Consider the following 20,588-nt stretch of genomic DNA (forward strand, 5'->3'; position numbering starts at 1 on the left):
CGGGGTTGATCGTCCGGTCAGATGCGGCCGGGACCGCGCCGCGGTTCGCGTGCCGGGTGAACCGGCACGCGAACCGGGCAGGCAACCGGACCGACCTCGATCGGCGGCACGCACCACTCACCGAGGCGATGATTGATACGTCGAGTGGTTCAGGACAGGGTGCAGGTGATCGGAGCAGGAGTGGTGGCGGTCCCGTTGCCGACGAAGCCGAACGTGGTGGATGCTCCGGCGGCCAGCGCGCCGTTGTGGGCGGCGTTGCGGACGGTCACCGCCGGGGTGCCGACCACGCCGTTCCACAGTGAGCCGATCGTGGTGCCGGCCGGGTAGGTCCAGTTCACCGTCCAGGCGCTGCCGGCGGTGGTGCCGGTGTTGCGTACCGTCACCTCGCCTTGGAAACCGCCGGACCAGGAGGTGGTGGTCTTGTAGGTGGCGGTGCAGCCCTGGTCGCCGCTGCCTCCGCCGGCGCTGGTGGTGACGGTGCGGCCGGCCGATGCCGCGCCGATGTTCCCGGCCGCGTCGCGGGCCCGGACGCTGAAGGTGTACGCCGTGGACGCGGCCAGCCCGGTCGCGGTGTAGGAGGTCGCCGACACGGTGGCCACCACGGTCCCGTTGCGGAGCACGTCATAGGCGGTCACGCCGACGTTGTCGGTGGCCGCCGTCCAGCTCAGGGCCACGCTGTTCGCGGTGATCGTGCCGGCCGTGGGCTGGCCGGGCGCGCCCGGAGCGGTGGTGTCGCCCTCCGACCCGCCGTCGCCGTAGCGCTGGCCGAGGCTGATCCCGGTGGTGCTGCCGTCGCCGCCGAGCGGGATCTGGTGGTCGAGGCCGACGAACTTGCCGCCGTACTGCCACAGGGCCGGTTTGAGCAGCGCGTACTTCTGCTCGTCCCAGGTCTTCCAGTCGTCGAGCAGCAGGCCGCCGGTGTCGCCGGAGTTCGGGTTGAGCACCCAGAACGTCTGGTGCAGCTGGTTCTCCACGATCAGGTCGCGCAGCGCGGTCATCCACTTGTCCTGGCGGGCGTCCTGGCCGAGCCGGCCGCCCCATTCGCCGACGAGCAGCGGGGCGGTGCCGTTCTCGTGCAGGTAGAACCAGTTGGGCCGCCACACGTCGTCGGTGAGGCTGGCCTTGTCGAACGGCTTGTCGAACCACGGCTGGTTGTAGACCAGCGGCCCGTAGTCGTGCGGCGAGTAGACGAGTTGGTCCTGGTTGGCGCCCAGGTTGATCGGATACTGCTTGGCGCCGCGCAGGTTGCCGCCCCACCAGTTGTAGTAGTAGTTGGGCGACAGGTCGGGGTCGGTGTTCGGGGAGTTCCAGGTCTCGCCCTCACGCGGGTAGACCTCGTTGCCCTCGACCAGGATCAGCACCTCGGGGTTGATCGCGAGGATCCGCCTGGCGGCGGTCTCGGCGGTGTTCTTCCAGTTGTCGACGTCGGTCGAGTTGTCCCACTTGGCGCGCACGGTGTCGTTCGGGGTGCCGTGCGGCTCGTTCTTCAGGTCGAACGCCACCACCGTGTCGTTGGTCTTCCAGCGGGTGGCCGCCCATTCCCAGCCCTGGTAGTACTGCTCCGGGGTGATCGTCCCCTTGTACCAGACCGGGTGGATGTGACCGGAGTTGTCAGCCTCGGCGGAGTGCACGTCGAGCAGCACCTTGATCCCGAAACGCTCGCACAGCTGGAGCCAGTACTCGAAGACCTGGAGGCTGTTCATCCCGGTGAGCTCGGGGTTGGCGTAGGTGTTGACGTTGGGAACGGTCGCCTGCCCGGCCTTCCATTCCAGCAGCAGCTGGGTGGAGATCGGCACCCGGACCAGGTTGATGCCGCGCTGTGCCATCGCCCCGGTGAGCTGGGTGATGTTGGCCGACCAGAGCCCGTGGAACACCCGTTCCGAGGCGTTGAAGCCGAACCAGTTGGCGCCGGTCAGCCAGACCGGGTTGCCGGCCGAGTCGACGATCCGGTTGCCGGAGACGTGCAGCCAGTCGGACGCCGGCACGGCCGCCGCCGCGGGCGCGGCTGGCGCGGTGACGCCGCCGGTCAGCGCCAGGGCAAGCCCGGCAGCTGCGGCGGCCAGACGTCTCCTTGCTCGCCTGTCGAACACGCTGGAACTCCTTCGTGGGGGATCGGGGACGGGACCGCGGGAGCGCTCCCACGACATCCTGTAATCTCCCGGACACAAAACACAACCCTCAGCGATCAATGAGCGTCGAAGTTCCCAAAGCTGACCGCGACGGTTCGACTCTCTCGACCAGCCGGGTGGCCACGATGGTCTACGGTCGTGGCGTGTCGATCTCCGACGGCTTTGACTACGTCACCTACGGCAGCGTGTGCGACCCGGTCGAGCTCGAACGTTTCCTCGGGCACACGATGACGGTCAACGACCGTCTCGTCGCCGACGGCCGGCGCGGCACCCCGGTGTGCGTGTGGGGCCGGCACGGGATCGGCAAGACCGACATCGTCGAGTCGGTGGCGCGGGCCCGCGGCGCGGCGTTCGTGTCGATCGCCCCGGCCCAGTTCGAGGAGATGGGCGACCTGCTCGGGATGCCGGTGGTCGTCGACGGCGGCGCCGCGACCGCGATGGCCCCGCCGGAGTGGGTGCCACGCGAGGACGTGCCGGGCGTGCTGCTCATCGACGACGTCAACCGGGCCGACGACCGGATCCTGCGGGGCCTGATGCAGCTGCTCCAGCGATACCGCCTGGCGTCGTGGAGCCTGCCGCCGCGCTGGCAGATCGTGCTGACCGCGAACCCGGACGGCGGCGACTACTCGGTCACTCCGATGGACGACGCCATGCTCACCCGCATGCTGCACGTGACGCTGCGGTTCGACGTCAAACGCTGGGCCGCGTGGGCCGAGACGCAGGGCATGGACCCGCGCGGAATCGCGTTCGTGCTCACCTATCCCGAGACGGTCACCGGCGTGCGCACCACACCGCGCAGCCTGGTGCAGTTCTTCGAGCGGATCGCCGCCCTCCCGGACCTGCGGGCCGATCTCGACCTGGTCACCATGCTGGGCGACGCCTGCCTGGACTCGTCGACCGTGTCGGCGTTCGTCGCGTTCGTCAACAATGACCTGGACATCCTGGTCACCCCGGAGGAGATCCTCGGCGCCCGGGACTTCGCGCCGGTGGCCGAGCGGCTGGCGGAGCTCGGCGGCCGGGGCGGCCGCCGGGTGGACCTGCTCGCCACGGTCTGCACCCGGGTGGTCAACCACCTCCGGCAACGGACCACCCGCCTCGACGCGACCGCGGTCGCCAATCTACGGGGGCTGCTCACCCTCGAGGCGCTCCCGGCCGACATGCGGCTGGCCATGGCTCAGGACCTGATGCTGCTCGATCGGTCGCTCGGCGCGACCCGCGTGCTCGCCGACAAGGCGGTCGGCCGGCTGCTGCTCGACCTGGCGGCCGTGCCGTCATGAGCCCCGGCCTGGCCGGGATCCGGGCCGAGATCGACGCCGCCGCCCGCGACCTGCTGATCCGCGAGCCGTACTACGGGCACCTGCTGGTCGGCATGATCCGCCTGGTGACCGACGGCGACGCCGGGATCCGCCTGGTGCCGGCCGGTCCGGCGCCGGGGCTGGCGGTGTCCGCCGCCGGGTGGGCGGACCTGTCGCCGGCCGCCCGCACCGCCTGCCTCCGTCACGAGCTGCTGCACCTGACGCTGAAGCACCCGCTGCGGGCGTCGGCGTACGGCTCGCTGCAGCTCTGGGGTCTGGCCTGCGACCTGGTGGTCAACCAGCTGTGCGACACCGCCGCACTGCCCGGCGCGGTCACGGTGGCCGACGTGGGACTGCCGCCCGGCCGCACCGCCGACGACTACTACGCGATGCTGCGTGAGCCGTACACCCGTGCCTGCCAGGGCGGCGACCCGGACGGATCGGCCGGTGACGGTCCGGCGGACGAGGTGGTCGCGGCGGTGCGGGCCTGGCTGGACGGGCCCGCCGCCCGATGTCACGAGGCCTGGCGCGATTTCGCCGCGCTGCCCGCGGCCACCCTGGCGACGTTCACGCACGGGGTCGAGACGCTGCTGGCCACGACCGTGCGCCGGGCGACGGTCCGCGGCTGGGGTCCGCTGCCGGCCGAGCTCGTCGAGATCCTCGAGCTCGTCATCCGCCCGCCGCAGGTGCCGTGGCGGCGGGTGCTGCGGATGTTCGGCGCCACCAGTGAACGGACCCGGCTTCGCACCACACTGTCGCGGCCGTCGGCACGGTACGGAACCTCGCCCGGGGTGCGGGTGCGCCGCAGTTCCCGGCTGGTGGTGGCGGTCGACACGTCGGGCAGTGTGGCGGCGGCGGATCTGACCGCCTTCTTCAGCGAGATCCACGCCATGTGGCGGCGCGGGGTCGAGGTGACCGTGCTGGAGGCCGACGTGTCGGTCCATCGCGAGTACCGCTATCGGGGCCGCCCGCCCGAGACCGTGTCGGGCCGTGGCGGCACCGGTTTCGATCCGGCCATCCGTCGCGCCAACGAACTCGGCCATGACGGACTGGTCTACCTCACCGACGGCTTCGCGCCACGGCCGGCCGTCGCGTCCCGTACACCCCTGTTGTGGGTGTTGACCGCGGGGGACAGCGTCCAGGACCTGTCCCACCTGCCCGGACGCCGGGTCCGCCTCACCGGAAGGAACGGTTGACGATGTCCCAGCCATGGCAGGACCCGGCGACAGCCCGGGCCGAACTCGCCGACCCCCGTGGCGCGGGCCGCCTGGCTCGCGCCTTCGACGCCGGCGACGCCGCACACGTCACCACCTGGCTGGCCCTGGCTCCGGCCGAACGGCGAACCGTGCTCACCGCGGGCGCCCGGGCGCTGCACGAACGCGTCTACACGCTGGCCGCCGGCCCGGGGCGTGACCTGCCGGCCCGGCTTGCCCTGCTGGCCGACCTCGTCGCGGTGCCCAAGCTGGAACCGCACACCGCCGGCCGCTACCTCGCCGACACGATGTACAAGACCGGCTGGCGCCCCGGCGTCACCGCGGAATGGGCCACCGCGTGCGCGGAGGCGTTCCTTCCGTACGGCCCGGAGTATCCGAAGATCTTCCATGACACCGCCCGGGTCCGCTTCCTGTGCGGCGACCGCGACGGGGTGGTCGAGGCGGTCGCCGCCGGCCGGCAGCACGGCGGCAGCATCTGGCTGATCCGCGACGACACCTTCCTGGCCGCGATGTGGGCCGACGACCGGTATGCGGCGGTCTTCGCCGACCTCGACCCGCCGGGGCCGGTCTTCGACAGCCTGCCGGCGGCTGTCCTGGCGGGTCGTCACGTGCACGTCGTGCGCCACTCCGGCCGGCTGCCCGATGCGCCCGACGGCGTGGACCGGCTGGTGAATCTGGAAAGGATCAGCCTGCCCGGTGACGACGCCGGCCCGCTGCTGCCCGGATTGGTTGCGCTGCCGAAGCTCGCCGAGATCAACCTGAACAGCTGGTACCAGCCGTTGCAACTGGCCGCCGAGGACCTCGACCCGGTCCTCACCGCCCCGCGGGCGATCGCCCTGCGGGTCGCCGACGGCACCAGCGACATCGTGTCGTTCGCGCAGACCCGATCACTGCGGGCCGGGTTCGAGGCCGCCGGAACGGCGACGGCCGGGCGGCTGCTGCAGATCACCCTGCTGTTCAGCCTGCCCGACCGTCGGCACGTGACCGGGGCGAGCGTCACCGACCTGCTCGACGCCCTCGACTGCCCGGTTCCGGTGGTACGCGGCCGGGCCGTACAGGTGCTGGCGGACGTGCTCGCCGCCAGCCCGCCGACACTGGCCGCCGGCGACGAGGTGCTGGTCGCCGGCCGGCTCGGCATGGGCGCGGCGGAGATGGCCGAACGGCTCGGCCGGCTCGGTGTGCGGGTGGGCCGCAAACCCGGACCGGCGACCCGGGCGGTGGTGGTCGGCGAGCGGCACCGGGGCGTCGCCGGGCAGCTGCTGGCGGCCGGGCTGCCGGTGATGACCGAGGCCCAGCTGGCGGCCCTGCTGGAGAGCACGACGGAGCCGGTCGACACCGGCGCGACCGACCGGATCCGCGACCTGTTCGCCTCACCCGACCCGGCCAACCCGGCGCTGGCGGCGGAGCTGGTGCGCGCCAACGGCCTGGGCGCCGGCCTGCTCGCCGAACTGCTGGTGGTGTCCCGGTGCAACTGGCTGGACCAGCGGGTCCGGGACCAGGCCCGCCGGCTGTTCAACCGGAGCGCCCCGGTCGGTAGCCAGGCCGCCGTCCGGGAGCGCGAGACCCGGTTCGTGGTCGAGCCTCGGCGGGAGCGCACGCGCGCCTGGCAGCTGCGGGAGAAGTACTTCGAGCTGCGGGCGGCGGCCGGCAAACTGGGCGAGCTGTCCGAGGGGGAGCTGGATCCGTTCACCCTGGTGATGTTCGCCTACCGGATGGTGGGCGAGACCGAGCTGACGTTCGGCTGGCGCGGCATGACGGAGTTGCCGGCGGCGGCGTTCAGCCTGCCGGACACGGTGCTCCTCGACTCCGGCGGTGAGGGCGCCTCGACGGTCGCGGACGAGATCGGCGACCTGACCCGCCTGCGGGTCCTCGACCTCGCCCACAACACGCTGACCGTGCTCCCGGACACGCTCGGCAAGCTGTCGAGCCTCGAGACCCTGCGGATCGGCGCCAACCGGCTGACCGCGCTACCGGCGAGCATGGCCGCGCTGACCGGCCTGACGGAGCTGAGTCTCGGCGGAAACCCCCTCACGACGTTCCCCGGCGTGATTCCGAAGATGACCGGCCTCACGACGTTGAGATTCGAGATCGGGGACAAGGGAGAGCCCTTCGACGGGCTGCCGCCGGGCATCGGCGAGCTGACCGCGCTGCGCCACCTCGACCTGTCCGGACAGCATGTGGGCACGTTGCCGGAGAGCATGCGGGCCCTCACCGAGCTGGAGGAGCTGAACCTGCGCTGGGCGCACGTCGACGCCCTGCCGGAGTGGCTGGGCGAGCTGCCGAACCTGCAGAAGGTGTGGCTCGACTTCATGAAGGGCACCGACATCGCCACGGTGACCCCGGTCGTCGAGCGGCTGAGGGCCCGGGACATAACGGTTCTCTCTGACTGAGCCCGCCGGTCAGCCCACCGGGACCCGCGCCGCGCGGGTCAGACCCGGCCGCCACCAGTTCCACCGGCCTAGCAGTGACATCGTGGCCGGCAGCAGCAGGCCGCGCACCACCGTGACGTCCAGCAGAACCGCCACCGCCATCCCGACGCCGATCTCCTGCACCGCGACCAGGTCGCCGAGGACGAACCCGAGGAAGACGACGCCGATCGCCAGGGCGGCCGTGGTGATCACCGGGCCGGCGGCGGTCAACCCGGCCAGGACGGCGCGATCGCTGGCCGCGCCGTCGGTGGCCGTACGCCGGTCCCATTCCTCTTTGATCCGGGCCAGCAGGAACACCTGGTAGTCCATGGAGAGCCCGAACGCGAAGACGAACAGCAGCAGCGGCGTCGTCAGGTCGAGCGCGCCCCAGGGTTCGAAACCCAGCACGCCGGCGCCCCAGCCCCACTGGAACACCGCGACCAGCACCCCCATGGTCGCCAGCAGCGTCAGCACGTTCATCGCGATCGCCTTGACCGGCACCACCACCGAGCGGGTGAGGGCGAACAGCAACGCCGCGGTCGCCGCCACGATGACGGCCAGGGCAACGGGCAGGCGCTCGGCCACCGATCGTTTCGCGTCGGCCAGTTCCGCCGCCGGGCCGGCCACCAGCACGGGTGCGGGCCCCTCGAGTGCCCGCAGGTCGGCCACCAGTTGCTGGGCCTGCGGGCTGTCCGAGGCGCCCTCGGGCACCACGTCGGCGATGCTCACCCCGGCCGGCACGTCCGGCCGCACGAACACGTCGGACACGCCCGGCAGTTGCTCGATGGTGTCGAACAGCTGGTCCGGGCCGCCCTCGACCACCACGGTCAACGGCTGCTTCGGCGGGTCGGCGAACCTCTCCTGCGTCGCCTCGTACGCCTGACGGGCCTCGCTGCTCCTGGGCAGCACACGCACGTCGGAGTTGCCGAGCTCCACGAACAGCAGTGGAGCGCTCAGCACCAGCAGACCGGCGACCACGGCCAGCGCCACCGGGCCCGGCCGGCGCTGAGCCAGCCCGGCCAGCCGCACGAGAAGACCGGGTCCCCGCGACCGGCGCTGCGCCGGGATGCGCCGGTGGGCGACCGCGATCAGCGCGGGCACCAGCGTCGTCCCGGCCATCGTGGCCAGCACGACGACCAGCGCTCCGCCCATTGCCATCGCGGCCAGCACCGGGTCGCCGAAGACGAACAACCCGGCCAGCGCCACGGCGACCGCCGAGCCGGAGACCAGGACCGCCCGGCCGGCGGTGGCCACGGTACGTTCGACGAGCTCGGCCACCGGCGCGCGCGGATCGGCGGCGCGCTCCTGCTGGAACCGGGTGATCATCAGCAGGCTGTAGTCGACCGCCAGCCCGATGCCGAGCAGGGTCACCACGTTGACGGCGTACTCACTGACCGGCAGCAGACGGGCCAGGCCGGTCAGCGCCAGCAGCGTGGCGGTGACCGCGCCCACCGCGGCGCCCAACGGCAGCAGCCCGGCCACCAGGCCGCCCAGCAGCACGATCAGCAGGATCGCAACACAGACCAGGGCGACCGACTCACCGACGGCGGCGTCCCGGACGGCCTGCTCACCGAAGTCCCGCTCGGCCAGCAGCCCGCCCCCGATCAGGATCTCGGGAGCGTCGATGCGGCGCAGGGCGGCGCTCACCCGGTCGGCGACCCGCAACGCCTCGTCGTCGCTCAGGCCCGGCGTCAGCTCCACAGTGATCAGGGAGCTCTGCTGGTCGGTGGAGATCTGCCGTGTCCCCGTGGTGTAGGAGTCCACGACCTCGGCCACACCGGGGATGTCGCGGATCTCGTACGCGATCCGGCTGACGCTCTCGACGAGCGCGATGGCGCCGACGTCGCGGCCGGAGATCACCGCGACCACCCGTTCACCCTCGGGCGACAGCGCGTCCAGACGGGCCTGCGCGACCGCCGCCGGAGCGCCGGCGGGCAGGGAGTCGATCGACTGCGTGCGATCGTAGACGGAACCACCGAAGACCGCGCCGGCCGCCGCGACCGCCAGCCAGACGACGATGACGGTACGACGCCAGGCGTACATGATTCGACCCAGCCCAGCCGGCATGACGGCCTCCTGACCGGCGCCGGACGGCAGCCCGAGCACATGAGATCATCGCGGCCGGACGGCACGCAACCATGTGGACGCTCACGGCGCCGCGTTGAGCAGGTCGAGCACGCTGTGCTGGCAGCTGTGGTTGGTGGGCACGTAGGGTCCGGCCCAGTGGCTGCCGTACTGGTCGAGGGTGTCGCGGTTGCGGGCGTACGCGCTGTCGGCCTGTCTTTGCAGGTACGCCGTGTAGGTGCCGCCGGTGGCCGTGTTGAGCACACCGAGGCCGCGGACGGCCGGGCCCTTGAACGAGACGCCGTCACCACTGCACGTGTTGCTCTCGTTGGGTTCCCGCATGATCCCGCCCGAGTTCAGGTAGGTGCTGGCGGTCAGCGCGTCCCCGATCCGCCGGGCGGTGGCCAGCGCTGCCGTGTCACCGGTCAGCTGGTTCAGCCGCACCAGGGCATTGATCAACACCCCCTGGTTGTACGTCCACGTCACGTCCCCGTTGTTGCGGCAGGTGCTCAGGTTGACGCCGTCGTTGACCAGGTTGCCGGAGTTGAGCATGCCGGTGCTCTGGAACCACGCCCAGCCGGCCTGTGCCCGTTGCCGGTACACGGTGTCACCCGGGATCCGGCGGGACAGTTCGGCGTTCAGCTGGAGGTAGAGGCTGTTGGCGATGGCGTTCTTGACGGTGCGATCGGTGCGCCAGTAGATTCCGCCGCCGCAGCGGGTGTCCCAGTAGGCGTGCATGTGGTCGGCGTCCGCACGGGCCGTCGCCAGATACCGGCTCTCCCCGGTCAGGTCGTACGCGGCCACCCACGCCAGTCCCCACCAGCCGGTGTCGTCGAGGTACTCGTTGCGGAACTGGCCCTGACGGCTGCTGAGGTTGCGGTCGTAGGTCTCGCTGATCGCGTACCGGTAGCTCTGCATGCCGCTGACCCGGATGCTGTCGATCAGGGCGGTGAGCGCGTTGGCGCCGGTCCACCACCCGTTGGTGTCGAACAGGCCGGTGGCCCGGTCGAAACGCATCATCAGCGCGGTGGAGGCGGCGGTGCGCCGGTTCCCGGCGTTCCAGGTGGTGCGGGCCCAGGCGGTGCAGGCGATCTCCGGCCGGTCGCCGGCCCGGCCGCACGCCCGCAGCGCGCCGACGCCGCGCGCGGCCCAGTCGTCGACGTTGACCATGCCGGTACGCCATCCGGTGCCGCCCGCCGGGATCCGGGTCTCGCTGACACGGCTGCCGTCCACCCAGCTGCGCCCACCGTCCATCGAGCGGTCCAGCCACACCTCGTCGCCGGCCGTGCCGCCGCCGACCGAGGCCCAGCCCATCGCGTCGGTGTCGTTGATGTGCAGACGGAAGGTCCGGCCGTACAGGGAGGTGGCGACCGGGACGCGTTCGGTGGGCGCCAGCGCCGGGTCACGGCCGTCGCAGTAGCGGTTGCAGATGACGGCGGCCGCCCCAGCTGGCCCGGCGTTCGGAACCGGCGCCAGCGCGGCGACCACGATCACGATGAGGCCGGCGGCCAGTCGACGCTTCGTCATACCTGTTAACAAACCTGAAAAATAGCCGAGCGTCAATACAAGGGAGTACGCGGACGCTCGGCGCCTTTCGCAGCCGGTCTCCGCACACCGGAAATGCGGCGGCCCAACCGGCTGGACTGACGGGGGCCGAGGGCCGTTGCAACAGGCTCCGTAGCCGTGACGGGCGCACACGTTGACGATGCGTGTGCTCGCGCAGTCGCCCCGGCAAGGCTGAACGCTCGCGATCGGCCGTGCGTGTGTTCCGGTCCTTGCTGGGGCAAGGACCGGAGCTCACGATCGGCCAGTGTGTGCGCTGGTCGACGTTGCCGACCCGCGCCACCGGCAGTAGCAGGCTCCGCGGAACGCGCTGCGCACCCACCAGCCGTCGCCCAGCACGGTAAAGCCGCCCACAATCCAGCGCTCAGCGACGGCTGACGGTCTCAGCCGTCGCCCAACACGGTGAAACCACCCGCAATCCAGCGCTCAGCGACGGCTGAGGGTCTCGGCCGTCGCCCAACACGGACAAACCGCCCGCAATCTAGTGCTGAACGACGGCTCGCGGTCTCGGCCTGGGCCGAGCCGACAGGCCCCGAACGCAGAGATCTCCAGCGTTGCGCTCTCCTGCAAGGCGGCGCGTCGTCGTGGCCGAGAAGGGACGTTCGGCGGAATGATCTCGGCACCGATCACGTCCAAGATCGGGCGATGACCGCAGGTGACGGGGCCGCAGAGCCGGACAGATCAGAGACCACACCAGTACGGGTCCCCGGCACGCGGTACGGCAACGCCTCCGAGATCGCCGAGGCCGTCGGGGCGTTCGCCGGCCTGTTCTTTCTGGCGGCCTACGTGATCATCGACTCGAGGCATCTCATGTCGAACTACTGTTTCGACGCCAACAACCAGATCGTCTGCCCGATCAGTGGCCCGGACTGGGCTCGACCTCTGCCCAGCGCCGCCACACTGATCGGCCTGTTCATCGGCCTCATCGGCCTGGCTGTCGGTCGCCCCATCCGCACTGGCGCGCTGATCGCCGGTTTCACGGTCACGACCGCCGCCTTGATCGGCAGCTGGGTGATCGGGTAGCGGTATCCGGGGTTCAGGCGGCGCCCCGACCAGGGGCTGCGAGATCAACTCGTGGCTATTGTGGCGGGCATGTTGAGCGAGGTCGAGGAGCGTACCTATCGATTGCTGGTGCGTCTCGGCCGGGCCGGGGCCGCCGATCTGGTCGCCCATGGCGCTGTCCCGCCGGAGGACGCGGCGGCGGTGCTGGAGTCGTTGCGGGCCAAGGGGCTGACCGGGCCGGGGCCGGAATACCAGCCGGTGCCCGCCGACGTCGCGCTCGGTGACGCCCTGCTGCGCCGCCAGCAGGATCTGCGCAACGCGCAGCAGTTCGTGGCCGCGCTGAGCGAGGAGTACCGGGCGCACGCCCGCCGCCGTGACTCCGAGCATCTGGTCAGTGTGGTCGTCGGGGCCGGTCCGTTGCGGCAGCGGCTGCGCGAGATGCAGAACGACGCCCGGGAGGAGATTCTCTGGTTCTGCCGGGCCAACCCGCTCGCCATGGCCGGGACCGAGAACACCGAGGAGGGCTCCGCACTGGCCCGGGGCGTCCGTTACCGGGCGATCTACGAACGGGAGCTGCTGGACCGGCCGGGTGAGCTGGACAGCATCCTGGAGTCGGTGGCCGCCGGGGAACAGGCGCGGACGCTGCCGGCCCTCCCGGTCCGGCTGGCGATCGCCGACCGCGAGCTGGCCATCTGCCCGCTGGTGCCGGACGAGTCCCGCGGCGTGGGCGAGCCGACCGCGGCCCTGATCCGGTCGAGTGAGCTGCTCGACGCGCTGGTCGCGCTCTTCGAGAGCTACTGGGAGCGGTCGACCCCGCTGGCCGGGGCGGAGGGGCCGGCGGGCGTCGACACCCGGCTGTTGTCGCTGGTGGTGGCGGGGATGCCGGACAAGTCGATCGCCACGCATCTCGGGGTGAGCAAACGGACCGTCCAGCGGCGTATCGACCGGTTGATGGACCAGGCCGGTGTGGATTCCCGCACCGGCCTGGCCTATCAGGCGGCCCGCCGTGACTGGCTGACCGGGGTTCAGCCCCGGCCGTAGGCGCGGATCACGGTCTGTTTCAGCGTGTTCCCGGCAGTGTCGGCAGCGGTCACCCGCAGCGACACCGGGGACCTGCCCGGGGCCACGAGCGCGGAGGACGCGATCACCAGGGCCGGCCGCCAGACCCGGCCGTCGTCGGTGGAGACCTCCACCTTCAGCGACTTCAGCTTGGCGGTGAAGTCGAGGCGTACGCCGAGCGGGTGGGCGTGGTAATCGACGCCGAGCAGCGGCAGCGTGCCCGCCTTGGCCGAGGTGAAGGTCCACTCGGTGTCGGTCGCCGTGCCGTACACCCATTCGTCGTCCGAGCGTCCGGTGGTGACCTTCAGCCGGTACGGCGCCTTCCCGGGGGTGGTCGTCACGTCGACGGTCCCGGTCGTGCCCTCGTGGATCAGCGTGCCGTCGCGCCACAGTCTCGCCGTCACGCCGTCGCCGTAGCCACCGGGCTGGGCATGTCCGTCGCCGTCCACGAACTCGGCCACGTTCAGTCGCAGCACCTCACCGGCCCGCTCGGAGCCGAGGTCGGCCGGCCGCACCACCGCGCCGCCCCAGATCTCCGTGCGGCTGCCCGCCCGGTAGCTGCCGGCCGGTTCGACGAAACCGTTCGTGAGCTGGCCGAAGTCGCCCCACGGGTAGGCGCTGTGCACCATGTGCTGCCAGATCGTGTCACCGGCCGACACCCATTCCTGCCGCACCGACGGGGTGCGGACCGAGCGGGACGTGTCGTTCCAGCTGTAGTCCTGCCACGGGCGCCAGCCGAACCGCTGTTCACGCACCCACGGCTCGCCGCCGTTGTGGGCGTACGACGTGTCGATCCGCATGCTGTTGGCGGCGGTCACCCGGTGCGTGACCTGTGCCGGGATCCGCCCCGGCACGGCCTGGAACACGTCGTACAGATAGGGATCGCCGGTGGTCAGGGTGAGCGTCAGCGAGCCCTTGCGGCGCAGTTTCGCGCCGTCCTCGAACGGCACCTGCGCGGTCACGATCGGCAGCCGCTCGGTGGCCCTCGGGTTCCAGGCCGCCCATCCGCTGCGGTCGGCCGGCTGGATCAGCACCGCCACGGCGGCGCCGCCGGCTACCGCCCGCCCGATCTGGTCGACCGGCGCGTCATAGTTCGCGTCGATCAGCACGGCCTTGCCACGGAGGTTCTTCGCGTTCTGCTCGACCACCTCGTAGCGCCGGGTCCCGGCGGCCGCGGGTGAGTCGTACACCAGATGGATGTCCAGGCCGTCGGCCTGCGCGACCGGCGCGGACAGCTGCCACCGGGAGGAGAATTCGAACGTTCCCTTCCGGACCTGCGCGGTCGGGGTGGTGTTGACCGCACGCATGCCGGCGAAGTGCATCACCCCGTGCGAGATGGACCGGCCGCTGCCGGTCACCCGGTGCGCGTAGTAGCTGAGGATCGACCGTTGCTCGGCCGGTTTCGGCGTCTCGATCCGGATCGGCCGGCTCTGCCGGGCGTCCAGCACGATCTCGGTGTCGCCGGTGATCTCCAGTTCCGGCAGGACGACGTAGGCGACCTCGTCGCCGCTCGGGCCCAGCTCGATCAGGCCGGTCAGGATGTAGGCGCCGTCCTGCAGCGCGAAGGTCTCGCCGGCACTGCCCATCGAGCCGAGGACGTCGAACCGGCCGTCGTCGCCGAAGATCGTCAGCGCCGGCACCTGCACCGGCGACCCGTCCCGGTCGACCGCACGCACCTTGACCGTGCGGGACGGCCCGTCGATGATCCCGCCGATCGCGGTGGTCACCCGCACGCCTGTCGCGGTGGCGGTGAGCCAGCCGCTGAGCTGAGCGGGCTTGGCCCCGGCCAGTTTCAGGGTGACGGTCACCGCGGTGGTCCCGCCGGCCGGCACGGTCACCGTCGCCGCGCTCAAGGTCACCGCCGCGGGCGATTGCAGCGACAGCGTCACCGGGCCGGTTCCGGTGTTGCGATATTCGACGGTACGGGTGACGCTGCCCGCCGATTCGCCCAGCACGTGCCGCCCGAAGTCCGCGACCGGGGTGCCGGTGATCTGCTGGGTGGTCGCCCGGGTCAGGTCGACCCGCCCCGCGCCCTGGTCGTACACGGTCGCGTTCGCACTGGTCACCGCGGTGCTGACCAGGGCCTCCTTGATCCGCTGCCCGGACCAGTCCGGATGCTGCTGGGCCAGGATCGCGGCCGCGCCGGCCACGTGCGGGGTGGCCATCGAGGTGCCGTCGGCGGCGGTGTAGTTCGCGTCCACCGGCTCGCCCATCGTCGTGCCGGCCGCCCGGGCCGCCACGATGCCCACGCCGGGCGCGGTGATCTCCGGTTTCAGGCCCAGGTCGCCGAGCCGTGGTCCCCGGCTGGAGAACGAGGCGATCCGGTTGTCGCGGTCGACCGCCCCGACGGTCAGCGCGCTGTCCGCCGCGCCCGGGGTGCCCACACTGGACGCGGCGCCCTCGTTGCCGGCGGCGACGACGAACAGCGTGCCACTGGACTGCGACAACTCGTCGACGGCCAGGCTCATCGGGTCGAGGCCGTCGGTGGCGGATCCGCCGAGGCTCATGTTGACGACCTTCGCGCCCGAGTCGACGGCCCACTGCATGCCGGCGATGATCTCCGACTCGTAGCCGTACCCGTCGTCGCCGAGCACCTTGCCGATCAGCAGCTGGGAACCGTGGGCGATGCCCTTGCGGGTACCGCCGGAGGCCGCGCCGCTGCCGGCCACGGTGGCCGCGACGTGGGTGCCGTGACCGAACCGGTCCACCACGTCGGCGCTGCTGCTGAAGTTGGCCGTCGCGGCGATCCGCCCGGCCAGGTCGGGGTGCCCGGCGTCGACGCCGGTGTCCAGCACCGCCACCTTCACACCGCGCCCGTCCAGCCCGGCCGACCAGGCGTCCGGGGCGCCGATCTGCGCGGCGCTGCGGTCCAGCACCGGCGCGACCCGCCCGTCCAGGAAGATCCGCCGCTGCCCGGCGATCCGCAAGCCGGCCGTCTCCGTCTTCCAGAAGTCCGCCAGGGAGCTCTTGGCCGGCCGGACCGCGACAGCGCCGATGCTGCCCAGCGCGGCGCCGGTGGTACGCAGGCCGGCGCCGGTCCCGGTGACGATCAGCGGGAGCGTGCCGTTCGCGGTGTCGCCGTAGCCTTCGGCGAGCAACCGCTCGACGTCGAACAGCTCGGCGTCCACCCGTCCGTTCTGGATCAGCGGGATCGCGTCCGACGGCACCACGCGCAGCCCGCCGTCGGTCTCCAGCGTGTGGAAGGTGACGCGTTCCCGGCCGGGCGCGGGGGTGACACCGGCGGTGTGCCGGCCGCCGGCGCTCTGCCCGATGCGGACGGTGTCGCCGGTGACCAGGGTGATCACCTGCTCCGGCGGTGCTTCAGTGGCACGCGCCGGCACGGCGGGCGCGGCTGACGCCGGGGCCGGCAACGCGGCGACGCCGACCAGGACGACGGCCAGCAGACGACCGAGCATGGAAACTCCTTAATGCGTTGTTCACTGCACGCATCATCAGGTTCCTATCTCGTCACAGATGTTTCGTGCCCCTGACGGGCCCTGGCCATGGCGCGATGTGGACACAGAGCGCCGCTGTTCCTCCCGCCACCGGAAGTGAGTGACGGGACGGACAAGATCGTCTGTCGCGGCACCGGGCCGCGCCGGGGCGGCTGATTGGCCATACTGATCGATACTTCATTTCGTCGATGTGTTCGAGACGGAGCCATGAGCCAGCAGGACGCACCTGATCCGTTCGACGGATTGCACGACTGGGCCGCCAAGACGGAGAAGAAGGTGCGCCGTGAGCGGCTGCGCCGGCTGGTGGCCGGGCGGGTGCCGGTCGTCCTGGTCGGTTTGGCCGCGCTGGTCGCGCTCGGCTTCACCGTCCCGGCGGGGCTGGCGATGGTGCGGGACCGGCCGGCGCCGGCCGCCGAGCCGACCCGGTCGCCGGGCGACGGCGTCTCCGGGACGATCCCGGAGAACGGTTCGATCACCGACCCGTTCGCCGACACGCCCGCCGCCTCCTACCCGAAAGGCGCTGCCGGCATCAGTCTGCCGGCGGCGAAGGCGGTGACCGGGTTCAGCGCGGCGCAGGTCAGCGCCGCGCTTCAGCAGGTGCGCCGGGCGATGATCGCCAGCCGGCTCGACTCCACCATGCTGACCGGGCACGACCCGGACGAGTTGCTCGCGCTGCTCGCGCCCAACCAGCGGGCCGGCATCAGCAAATGGTTCAGCGACGCGACCTACGTCAACCTGGCCACCTGGATCGATCCGGCGGCGCAACTCGACCCCGATCATGAGCCCCGGGTCAGCGGCAGGATGGCGTACACGTCGCGGGTCCGTGACGGGCTCCGCGAACTGCGGATCACCACCAACTTCGTCTGGGTGTACGCCTTCGAGGGCGTCGACCGGCCGATCGCCGTCATCCACGACGAGATCGAGTGGACGCTTCCGGCACCGAAGAACCTGCGCGCCGACGACAACGGGCTGTGGGTCGGCAAGGTGCGGTCCTACCTGGGGATGGTCGACTGCGCGGCGGCGGAGAAGGGCCTGTTCGGGCCGACCCGGTTCGGCGCGCCCGGTCCCGCGCCCTCCGAGGATCCGGAGGAGTTGCTGCGAGCCGACCACCCACTCGAGATCGAGGAGAACTGCCCGTGACGGACGCATTCGGCCCGGCGGTCGCGTTGCGGCCGGGACGGGCCGCCTGCGTCGCGGGGTAGGCCCGGGGCTGGGTGGGTGTGGTCGGGGCGGCGGTGGAGCGTACCGGAAGCGGATCATCTGTCTTGGAACTAACCTGGGCGGATGACTGCGATGGCCCCGGCCAGGACCGCGACGGACCTGTCGTTTCTTCTTGATCACACGAGTCATGTGCTGCGGACGCGGATGGCGGCGGCGCTCGCCGAGATCGGGCTGACCGCGCGGATGCACTGTGTGCTGGTGCATGCGCTGGAGGAGGAGCGGACGCAGATCCAGCTGGCCGAGCTCGGGGACATGGACAAGACGACCATGGTGGTGACCGTGGACGCGCTGGAGAAGGCCGGGTATGCCGAGCGGCGGCCGTCGAGCACCGATCGGCGGGCCCGGATCATCGCGGTCACTCCCGCGGGCGCCGAGGTCGCGCGGCAGAGTCAGGAGATCGTCGACGGGGTGCACCGGGAGGCGCTCGACTCGATACCCGCCGACGAGCGGGTGGTGCTGGTCCGGGCCCTGAACCGGCTGGCCACCGGGCATCTCGCGACACCGGCCGAGGGTGGCCGCCGGGCCCGGGAGCGCGCCAAGTAGTTCCGACAGGGATCGTCTACAACAAAACTATCTGCTAGCGTCCTTCTCATCACACCGATGGGGAGGCTCTCTCATGCATCGCTGGACCGCGCTCGGCGTCCTGTCCGCCGCCGGGCTGATGACGATTCTCGACGGCAGCATCGTGACCGTGGCGATGCCGGCCATCCAGCAGGACCTCGGCTTCTCCCCGGCCGGGCTGAGCTGGATGGTCAACGCGTACCTGATCCCGTTCGGCGGGCTGCTGCTGCTCGCCGGGCGGCTCGGCGACCTGATCGGGCGGCGGATCATGTTCCTGGCCGGGAACGCGGTCTTCACCGGCGCTTCGCTGCTGGCCGGGCTCTCCACCGGGCCGGGCATGCTGATCGCGGCCCGGTTCCTCCAAGGCGTCGGCAGCGCGATGGCGTCGGCCGTGGTGCTCGGCATCCTGGTCACGATCTTCACCGACACCGGGGAACGCGGCCGGGCCATCGCGATCTTCAGCTTCACCGGAGCGGCCGGGGCGTCCATCGGCCAGGTGCTCGGCGGGGTGCTCACCGACACGCTGAGCTGGCCGTGGATCTTCTTCATCAACGTGCCGATCGGCCTGGCCACGATCCTTCTCGCGGTACGGGTGCTGCCCCACGACCGGGGACTCGGGCTGTCCGCGGGCGCCGACGTCGCCGGGGCCGTGCTGGTCACGTCGGGGCTGATGCTCGGCATCTACACGGTCGTCGAAGGCGGCACTGGTGGACCGGGGTGGTGTCGCTCGCGCTGCTGGCCGGGTTCGTGGCCCGGCAGGCGACCGCCGCCAACCCGCTCATGCCGCTGCGGATCCTCCGCTCCCGCAACGTCACCGGGGCGAACCTGACCCAGATGCTCGCACTGTCCGGGATGTTCGCCTTCCAGATCCTGGTCGCGCTGTACATGCAGAACGTGCTCGGCTACACCGCCCTGGAGACCGGGCTCGCCATGCTCCCGGCCGCGGTCGGCATCGGGGCCGTGTCGCTGTTCGGGTCGGCGCGGGTCAGCGCCCGGTTCGGTGCGCGGACGACACTGATCGCCGGGCTGGTCCTGCTGATCGGGGCGATGAGCCTGCTCACCCGGATCCCGGTACAGGCCGGCTACGTCACCGACCTGCTGCCGGTGATGCTGCTGATCTCCGGGGGCGGGCTGGTGCTGCCGGCGCTGGCGACGCTCGGGATGTCGGGGGCGCGGGAGAGCGACGCCGGGCTCGCGTCCGGGCTGTTCAACACCACCCAGCAGGTGGGCATGGCGATCGGGGTGGCGGTGCTGTCCACGCTGGCCGCGTCCCGTACCGGCAGGCTGCTGACCGACGGGCAGTCCGCGGCGGCGGCGCTGACCGGTGGGTATCGGCTGGCCTTCGCCACGTCGGCCGCGCTGCTGGTGGCCGGGCTGCTGGTGGCGGTGACGGTGCTACGCCGGCCGCGTGCCGCCGCCCCGGCCGCCGAGCCCGTCCGTTCGTGACCTGGAAGCGTGACCCGCCGACTCACGATCCGAGACCGCCAGCCGTCGCTCACCGTTGGAATACGGGCGGCAATACCGCGGTGAGCGACGGCCGAGACCGCCAGCCGTCGCTCACCACCGGAATGCGGGCGCCATTACCGCGGTGAGCGACGGCCGAGACCGCGAGCCGTCGCTCACCGCTGGAATGCGGGTGGGATTACCGGGCTCAGCGACGGCTGGTCAGGGCCGCGTCCAGGTCGGCGCGGTGTGCCGTCCACCAGCGGAGCACCGCGGACGACCTGCGGAACAGGTGGTCACAGGACGTGTCGCGCCGGTCGTAGTGGCGGCGCAGGAAATAGGTGTCGGTGGCGTAGTCCCACCAGCGCCGGTGAGCCGCGTCGCGGAGTTCGGCGGCGCTGATGTCGATCCGGCCGCGATACCCGGCGACGAACGCGGCCAGCCGGTCGAGGTCGACCCCGGTGGAATCGTCACCGCGCCCCACCGCGAACAGGATCACGGCAGTACGCAGGACCTCCAGGCCGTACGGACGGACGCCCAGACGATCCCAGTCGAGTACTCCGGTGCAGCGGTCGCCGGTGAACAGCAGGTTGAGATGGTTGAGGTCGCCGTGGGTCCAGCCGGCCGGGCGCACCGGGCCGGGGCGGGGCGGCAGGTGGGCCAGGTCGGCCAGCAGGCGCAGCCGGCGGCTGATCTCAGCGACGGCGAAGGCGTCGAAGTCGGTCGACCCGGCCGCGGCGGCGCTGCCGAGGCGGGTCAACTCGGCGAAGGCGAACGGGACGAGTGGTGGCTCGTCGTGGAGCTCCGGCGGAACGGCGGGCAGGGCCTCGCTCAGCCGGTGGTGCAGGTGGCCGATCAGGTCGCCGAGGTTCCGGGCGGCCGGTACGGACAGGTCGCCGCAGTGTTCGCCGGGCAGCCACGGGCCTGCGGCATACCAGTGACCGTCCACCTCGGCCAGCCGGGACGGCGTGGGCACCGGCAGACCGTGTACGGCCAGGGCGGGAAAGAGCTCGTGCTGGCGGCGGACCGCGTCCGGGGTGGCGTCGTGCAGTCGCTTGACGGCATACACCCCGGACGCGGTCTCGACGCGCCAGTTCTGGTTCATCAGGCCGAGCGTGATCGGCACGCAGCCGGTGACCGGTCCGAGTCCGAGCGCACCTGGCACGCCGGGCGG

14 protein-coding genes are annotated in these 20,588 nt (G+C 71.6%); 9 read left to right on the forward strand and 5 right to left on the reverse strand.

The genetic code is table 11. The features are described 5' to 3' along the window. Positions 1–149: 149 nt before the first annotated feature. Positions 150–2,036 carry a cellulase family glycosylhydrolase gene (locus AB0E94_RS23520; protein ID WP_360329599.1) on the reverse strand — a complete coding sequence of 629 codons (1,887 nt, stop codon included), beginning with the start codon at positions 2,034–2,036 and terminating at the stop codon, positions 150–152. 236 nt (positions 2,037–2,272) lie between these two features. Between AB0E94_RS23520 and AB0E94_RS23525 the strand changes: the two genes are divergently transcribed. The 3 genes from AB0E94_RS23525 to AB0E94_RS23535 are packed head-to-tail and all read left to right on the forward strand — an operon-like array spanning position 2,273 to position 7,028. Next, complete coding sequence (locus AB0E94_RS23525) at positions 2,273–3,406, forward strand: AAA family ATPase (protein WP_360329417.1); 1,134 nt, start codon at positions 2,273–2,275, stop codon at positions 3,404–3,406. Then, a complete protein-coding gene (locus tag AB0E94_RS23530) occupies positions 3,403–4,620 on the forward strand; it encodes a VWA-like domain-containing protein (RefSeq protein ID WP_360329419.1) in 1,218 nt (405 codons plus the stop codon). The genes AB0E94_RS23525 and AB0E94_RS23530 overlap by 4 nt, the downstream gene beginning before the upstream one ends. Positions 4,621–4,622: 2 nt before the next feature. Further along, the gene (locus AB0E94_RS23535; RefSeq protein WP_360329421.1) at positions 4,623–7,028 is read left to right on the forward strand and encodes a leucine-rich repeat domain-containing protein; all 2,406 of its coding nucleotides are present in this window, start codon (positions 4,623–4,625) and stop codon (positions 7,026–7,028) included. Positions 7,029–7,037: 9 nt separating this feature from the next. On the opposite strand, the gene AB0E94_RS23540 is transcribed toward AB0E94_RS23535, so the two are convergent. Beyond that, entirely contained in the window at positions 7,038–9,113 is a 2,076-nt protein-coding gene (locus AB0E94_RS23540; protein ID WP_360329423.1) for an MMPL family transporter, read from the reverse strand. Between the two features lie 81 nt (positions 9,114–9,194). After that, positions 9,195–10,637 carry a glycoside hydrolase family 76 protein gene (locus AB0E94_RS23545; protein ID WP_360329425.1) on the reverse strand — a complete coding sequence of 481 codons (1,443 nt, stop codon included), beginning with the start codon at positions 10,635–10,637 and terminating at the stop codon, positions 9,195–9,197. Positions 10,638–11,318: 681 nt separating this feature from the next. On the opposite strand from AB0E94_RS23545, the gene AB0E94_RS23550 reads away from it, so the two are divergent. Beyond that, positions 11,319–11,696: a hypothetical protein gene (locus AB0E94_RS23550; RefSeq protein ID WP_360329427.1), complete on the forward strand. Its 378-nt coding sequence runs from the start codon at positions 11,319–11,321 to the stop codon at positions 11,694–11,696. A gap of 69 nt (positions 11,697–11,765) precedes the next feature. Next, complete coding sequence (locus AB0E94_RS23555; protein WP_360329429.1) at positions 11,766–12,716, forward strand: helix-turn-helix domain-containing protein; 951 nt, start codon at positions 11,766–11,768, stop codon at positions 12,714–12,716. Here the strand turns inward: AB0E94_RS23555 and AB0E94_RS23560 are convergent. Further along, positions 12,701–16,150, reverse strand: a complete 3,450-nt coding sequence (locus AB0E94_RS23560) for a S8 family serine peptidase (RefSeq protein WP_360329431.1) — start codon at positions 16,148–16,150, stop codon at positions 12,701–12,703. The two genes, AB0E94_RS23555 and AB0E94_RS23560, sit on opposite strands and share 16 nt — an antisense overlap. A gap of 246 nt (positions 16,151–16,396) precedes the next feature. On the opposite strand from AB0E94_RS23560, the gene AB0E94_RS23565 reads away from it, so the two are divergent. The 4 genes from AB0E94_RS23565 to AB0E94_RS23580 all read left to right on the forward strand — a co-directional run bounded on the left by AB0E94_RS23565 (position 16,397) and on the right by AB0E94_RS23580 (position 19,417). Continuing rightward, a complete protein-coding gene (locus AB0E94_RS23565; protein ID WP_360329433.1) occupies positions 16,397–17,329 on the forward strand; it encodes a hypothetical protein in 933 nt (310 codons plus the stop codon). Between the two features lie 144 nt (positions 17,330–17,473). Further along, positions 17,474–17,953: a MarR family transcriptional regulator gene (locus AB0E94_RS23570; protein WP_360329435.1), complete on the forward strand. Its 480-nt coding sequence runs from the start codon at positions 17,474–17,476 to the stop codon at positions 17,951–17,953. Positions 17,954–18,026: 73 nt separating this feature from the next. Next, positions 18,027–18,800, forward strand: a complete 774-nt coding sequence (locus tag AB0E94_RS23575) for an MFS transporter (protein WP_360329437.1) — start codon at positions 18,027–18,029, stop codon at positions 18,798–18,800. Continuing rightward, positions 18,692–19,417, forward strand: a complete 726-nt coding sequence (locus AB0E94_RS23580; RefSeq protein ID WP_360329439.1) for an MFS transporter — start codon at positions 18,692–18,694, stop codon at positions 19,415–19,417. Before AB0E94_RS23575 ends, AB0E94_RS23580 begins: the two co-directional genes overlap by 109 nt. A 205-nt stretch (positions 19,418–19,622) precedes the next feature. Here the strand turns inward: AB0E94_RS23580 and AB0E94_RS23585 are convergent, their stop codons facing one another. Then, positions 19,623–20,519, reverse strand: coding sequence for a phosphotransferase (locus tag AB0E94_RS23585; protein WP_360329441.1), 897 nt, complete (start codon positions 20,517–20,519; stop codon positions 19,623–19,625). Positions 20,520–20,588 lie beyond the last annotated feature (69 nt).

Origin of the sequence: Actinoplanes sp. NPDC026670 (assembly GCF_040638175.1) — a bacterium.
Taxonomy (GTDB): domain Bacteria; phylum Actinomycetota; class Actinomycetes; order Mycobacteriales; family Micromonosporaceae; genus Actinoplanes.

Bases quoted from the DNA above. Each gene is read 5' to 3' on its own strand.
- AB0E94_RS23530 (WP_360329419.1), top strand. From the start codon at position 3,403: ATGAGCCCCGGCCTGGCCGGGATCCGGGCCGAGATCGACGCCGCCGCC.
- AB0E94_RS23535 (WP_360329421.1), top strand. From the start codon at position 4,623: ATGTCCCAGCCATGGCAGGACCCGGCGACAGCCCGGGCCGAACTCGCC.
- AB0E94_RS23540 (WP_360329423.1), bottom strand. From the start codon at position 9,113: ATGCCGGCTGGGCTGGGTCGAATCATGTACGCCTGGCGTCGTACCGTC.
- AB0E94_RS23545 (WP_360329425.1), bottom strand. From the start codon at position 10,637: ATGACGAAGCGTCGACTGGCCGCCGGCCTCATCGTGATCGTGGTCGCC.
- AB0E94_RS23550 (WP_360329427.1), top strand. From the start codon at position 11,319: ATGACCGCAGGTGACGGGGCCGCAGAGCCGGACAGATCAGAGACCACA.
- AB0E94_RS23555 (WP_360329429.1), top strand. From the start codon at position 11,766: ATGTTGAGCGAGGTCGAGGAGCGTACCTATCGATTGCTGGTGCGTCTC.
- AB0E94_RS23560 (WP_360329431.1), bottom strand. From the start codon at position 16,150: ATGCTCGGTCGTCTGCTGGCCGTCGTCCTGGTCGGCGTCGCCGCGTTG.
- AB0E94_RS23565 (WP_360329433.1), top strand. From the start codon at position 16,397: ATGAGCCAGCAGGACGCACCTGATCCGTTCGACGGATTGCACGACTGG.
- AB0E94_RS23570 (WP_360329435.1), top strand. From the start codon at position 17,474: ATGACTGCGATGGCCCCGGCCAGGACCGCGACGGACCTGTCGTTTCTT.
- AB0E94_RS23575 (WP_360329437.1), top strand. From the start codon at position 18,027: ATGCATCGCTGGACCGCGCTCGGCGTCCTGTCCGCCGCCGGGCTGATG.
- AB0E94_RS23585 (WP_360329441.1), bottom strand. From the start codon at position 20,519: ATGAACCAGAACTGGCGCGTCGAGACCGCGTCCGGGGTGTATGCCGTC.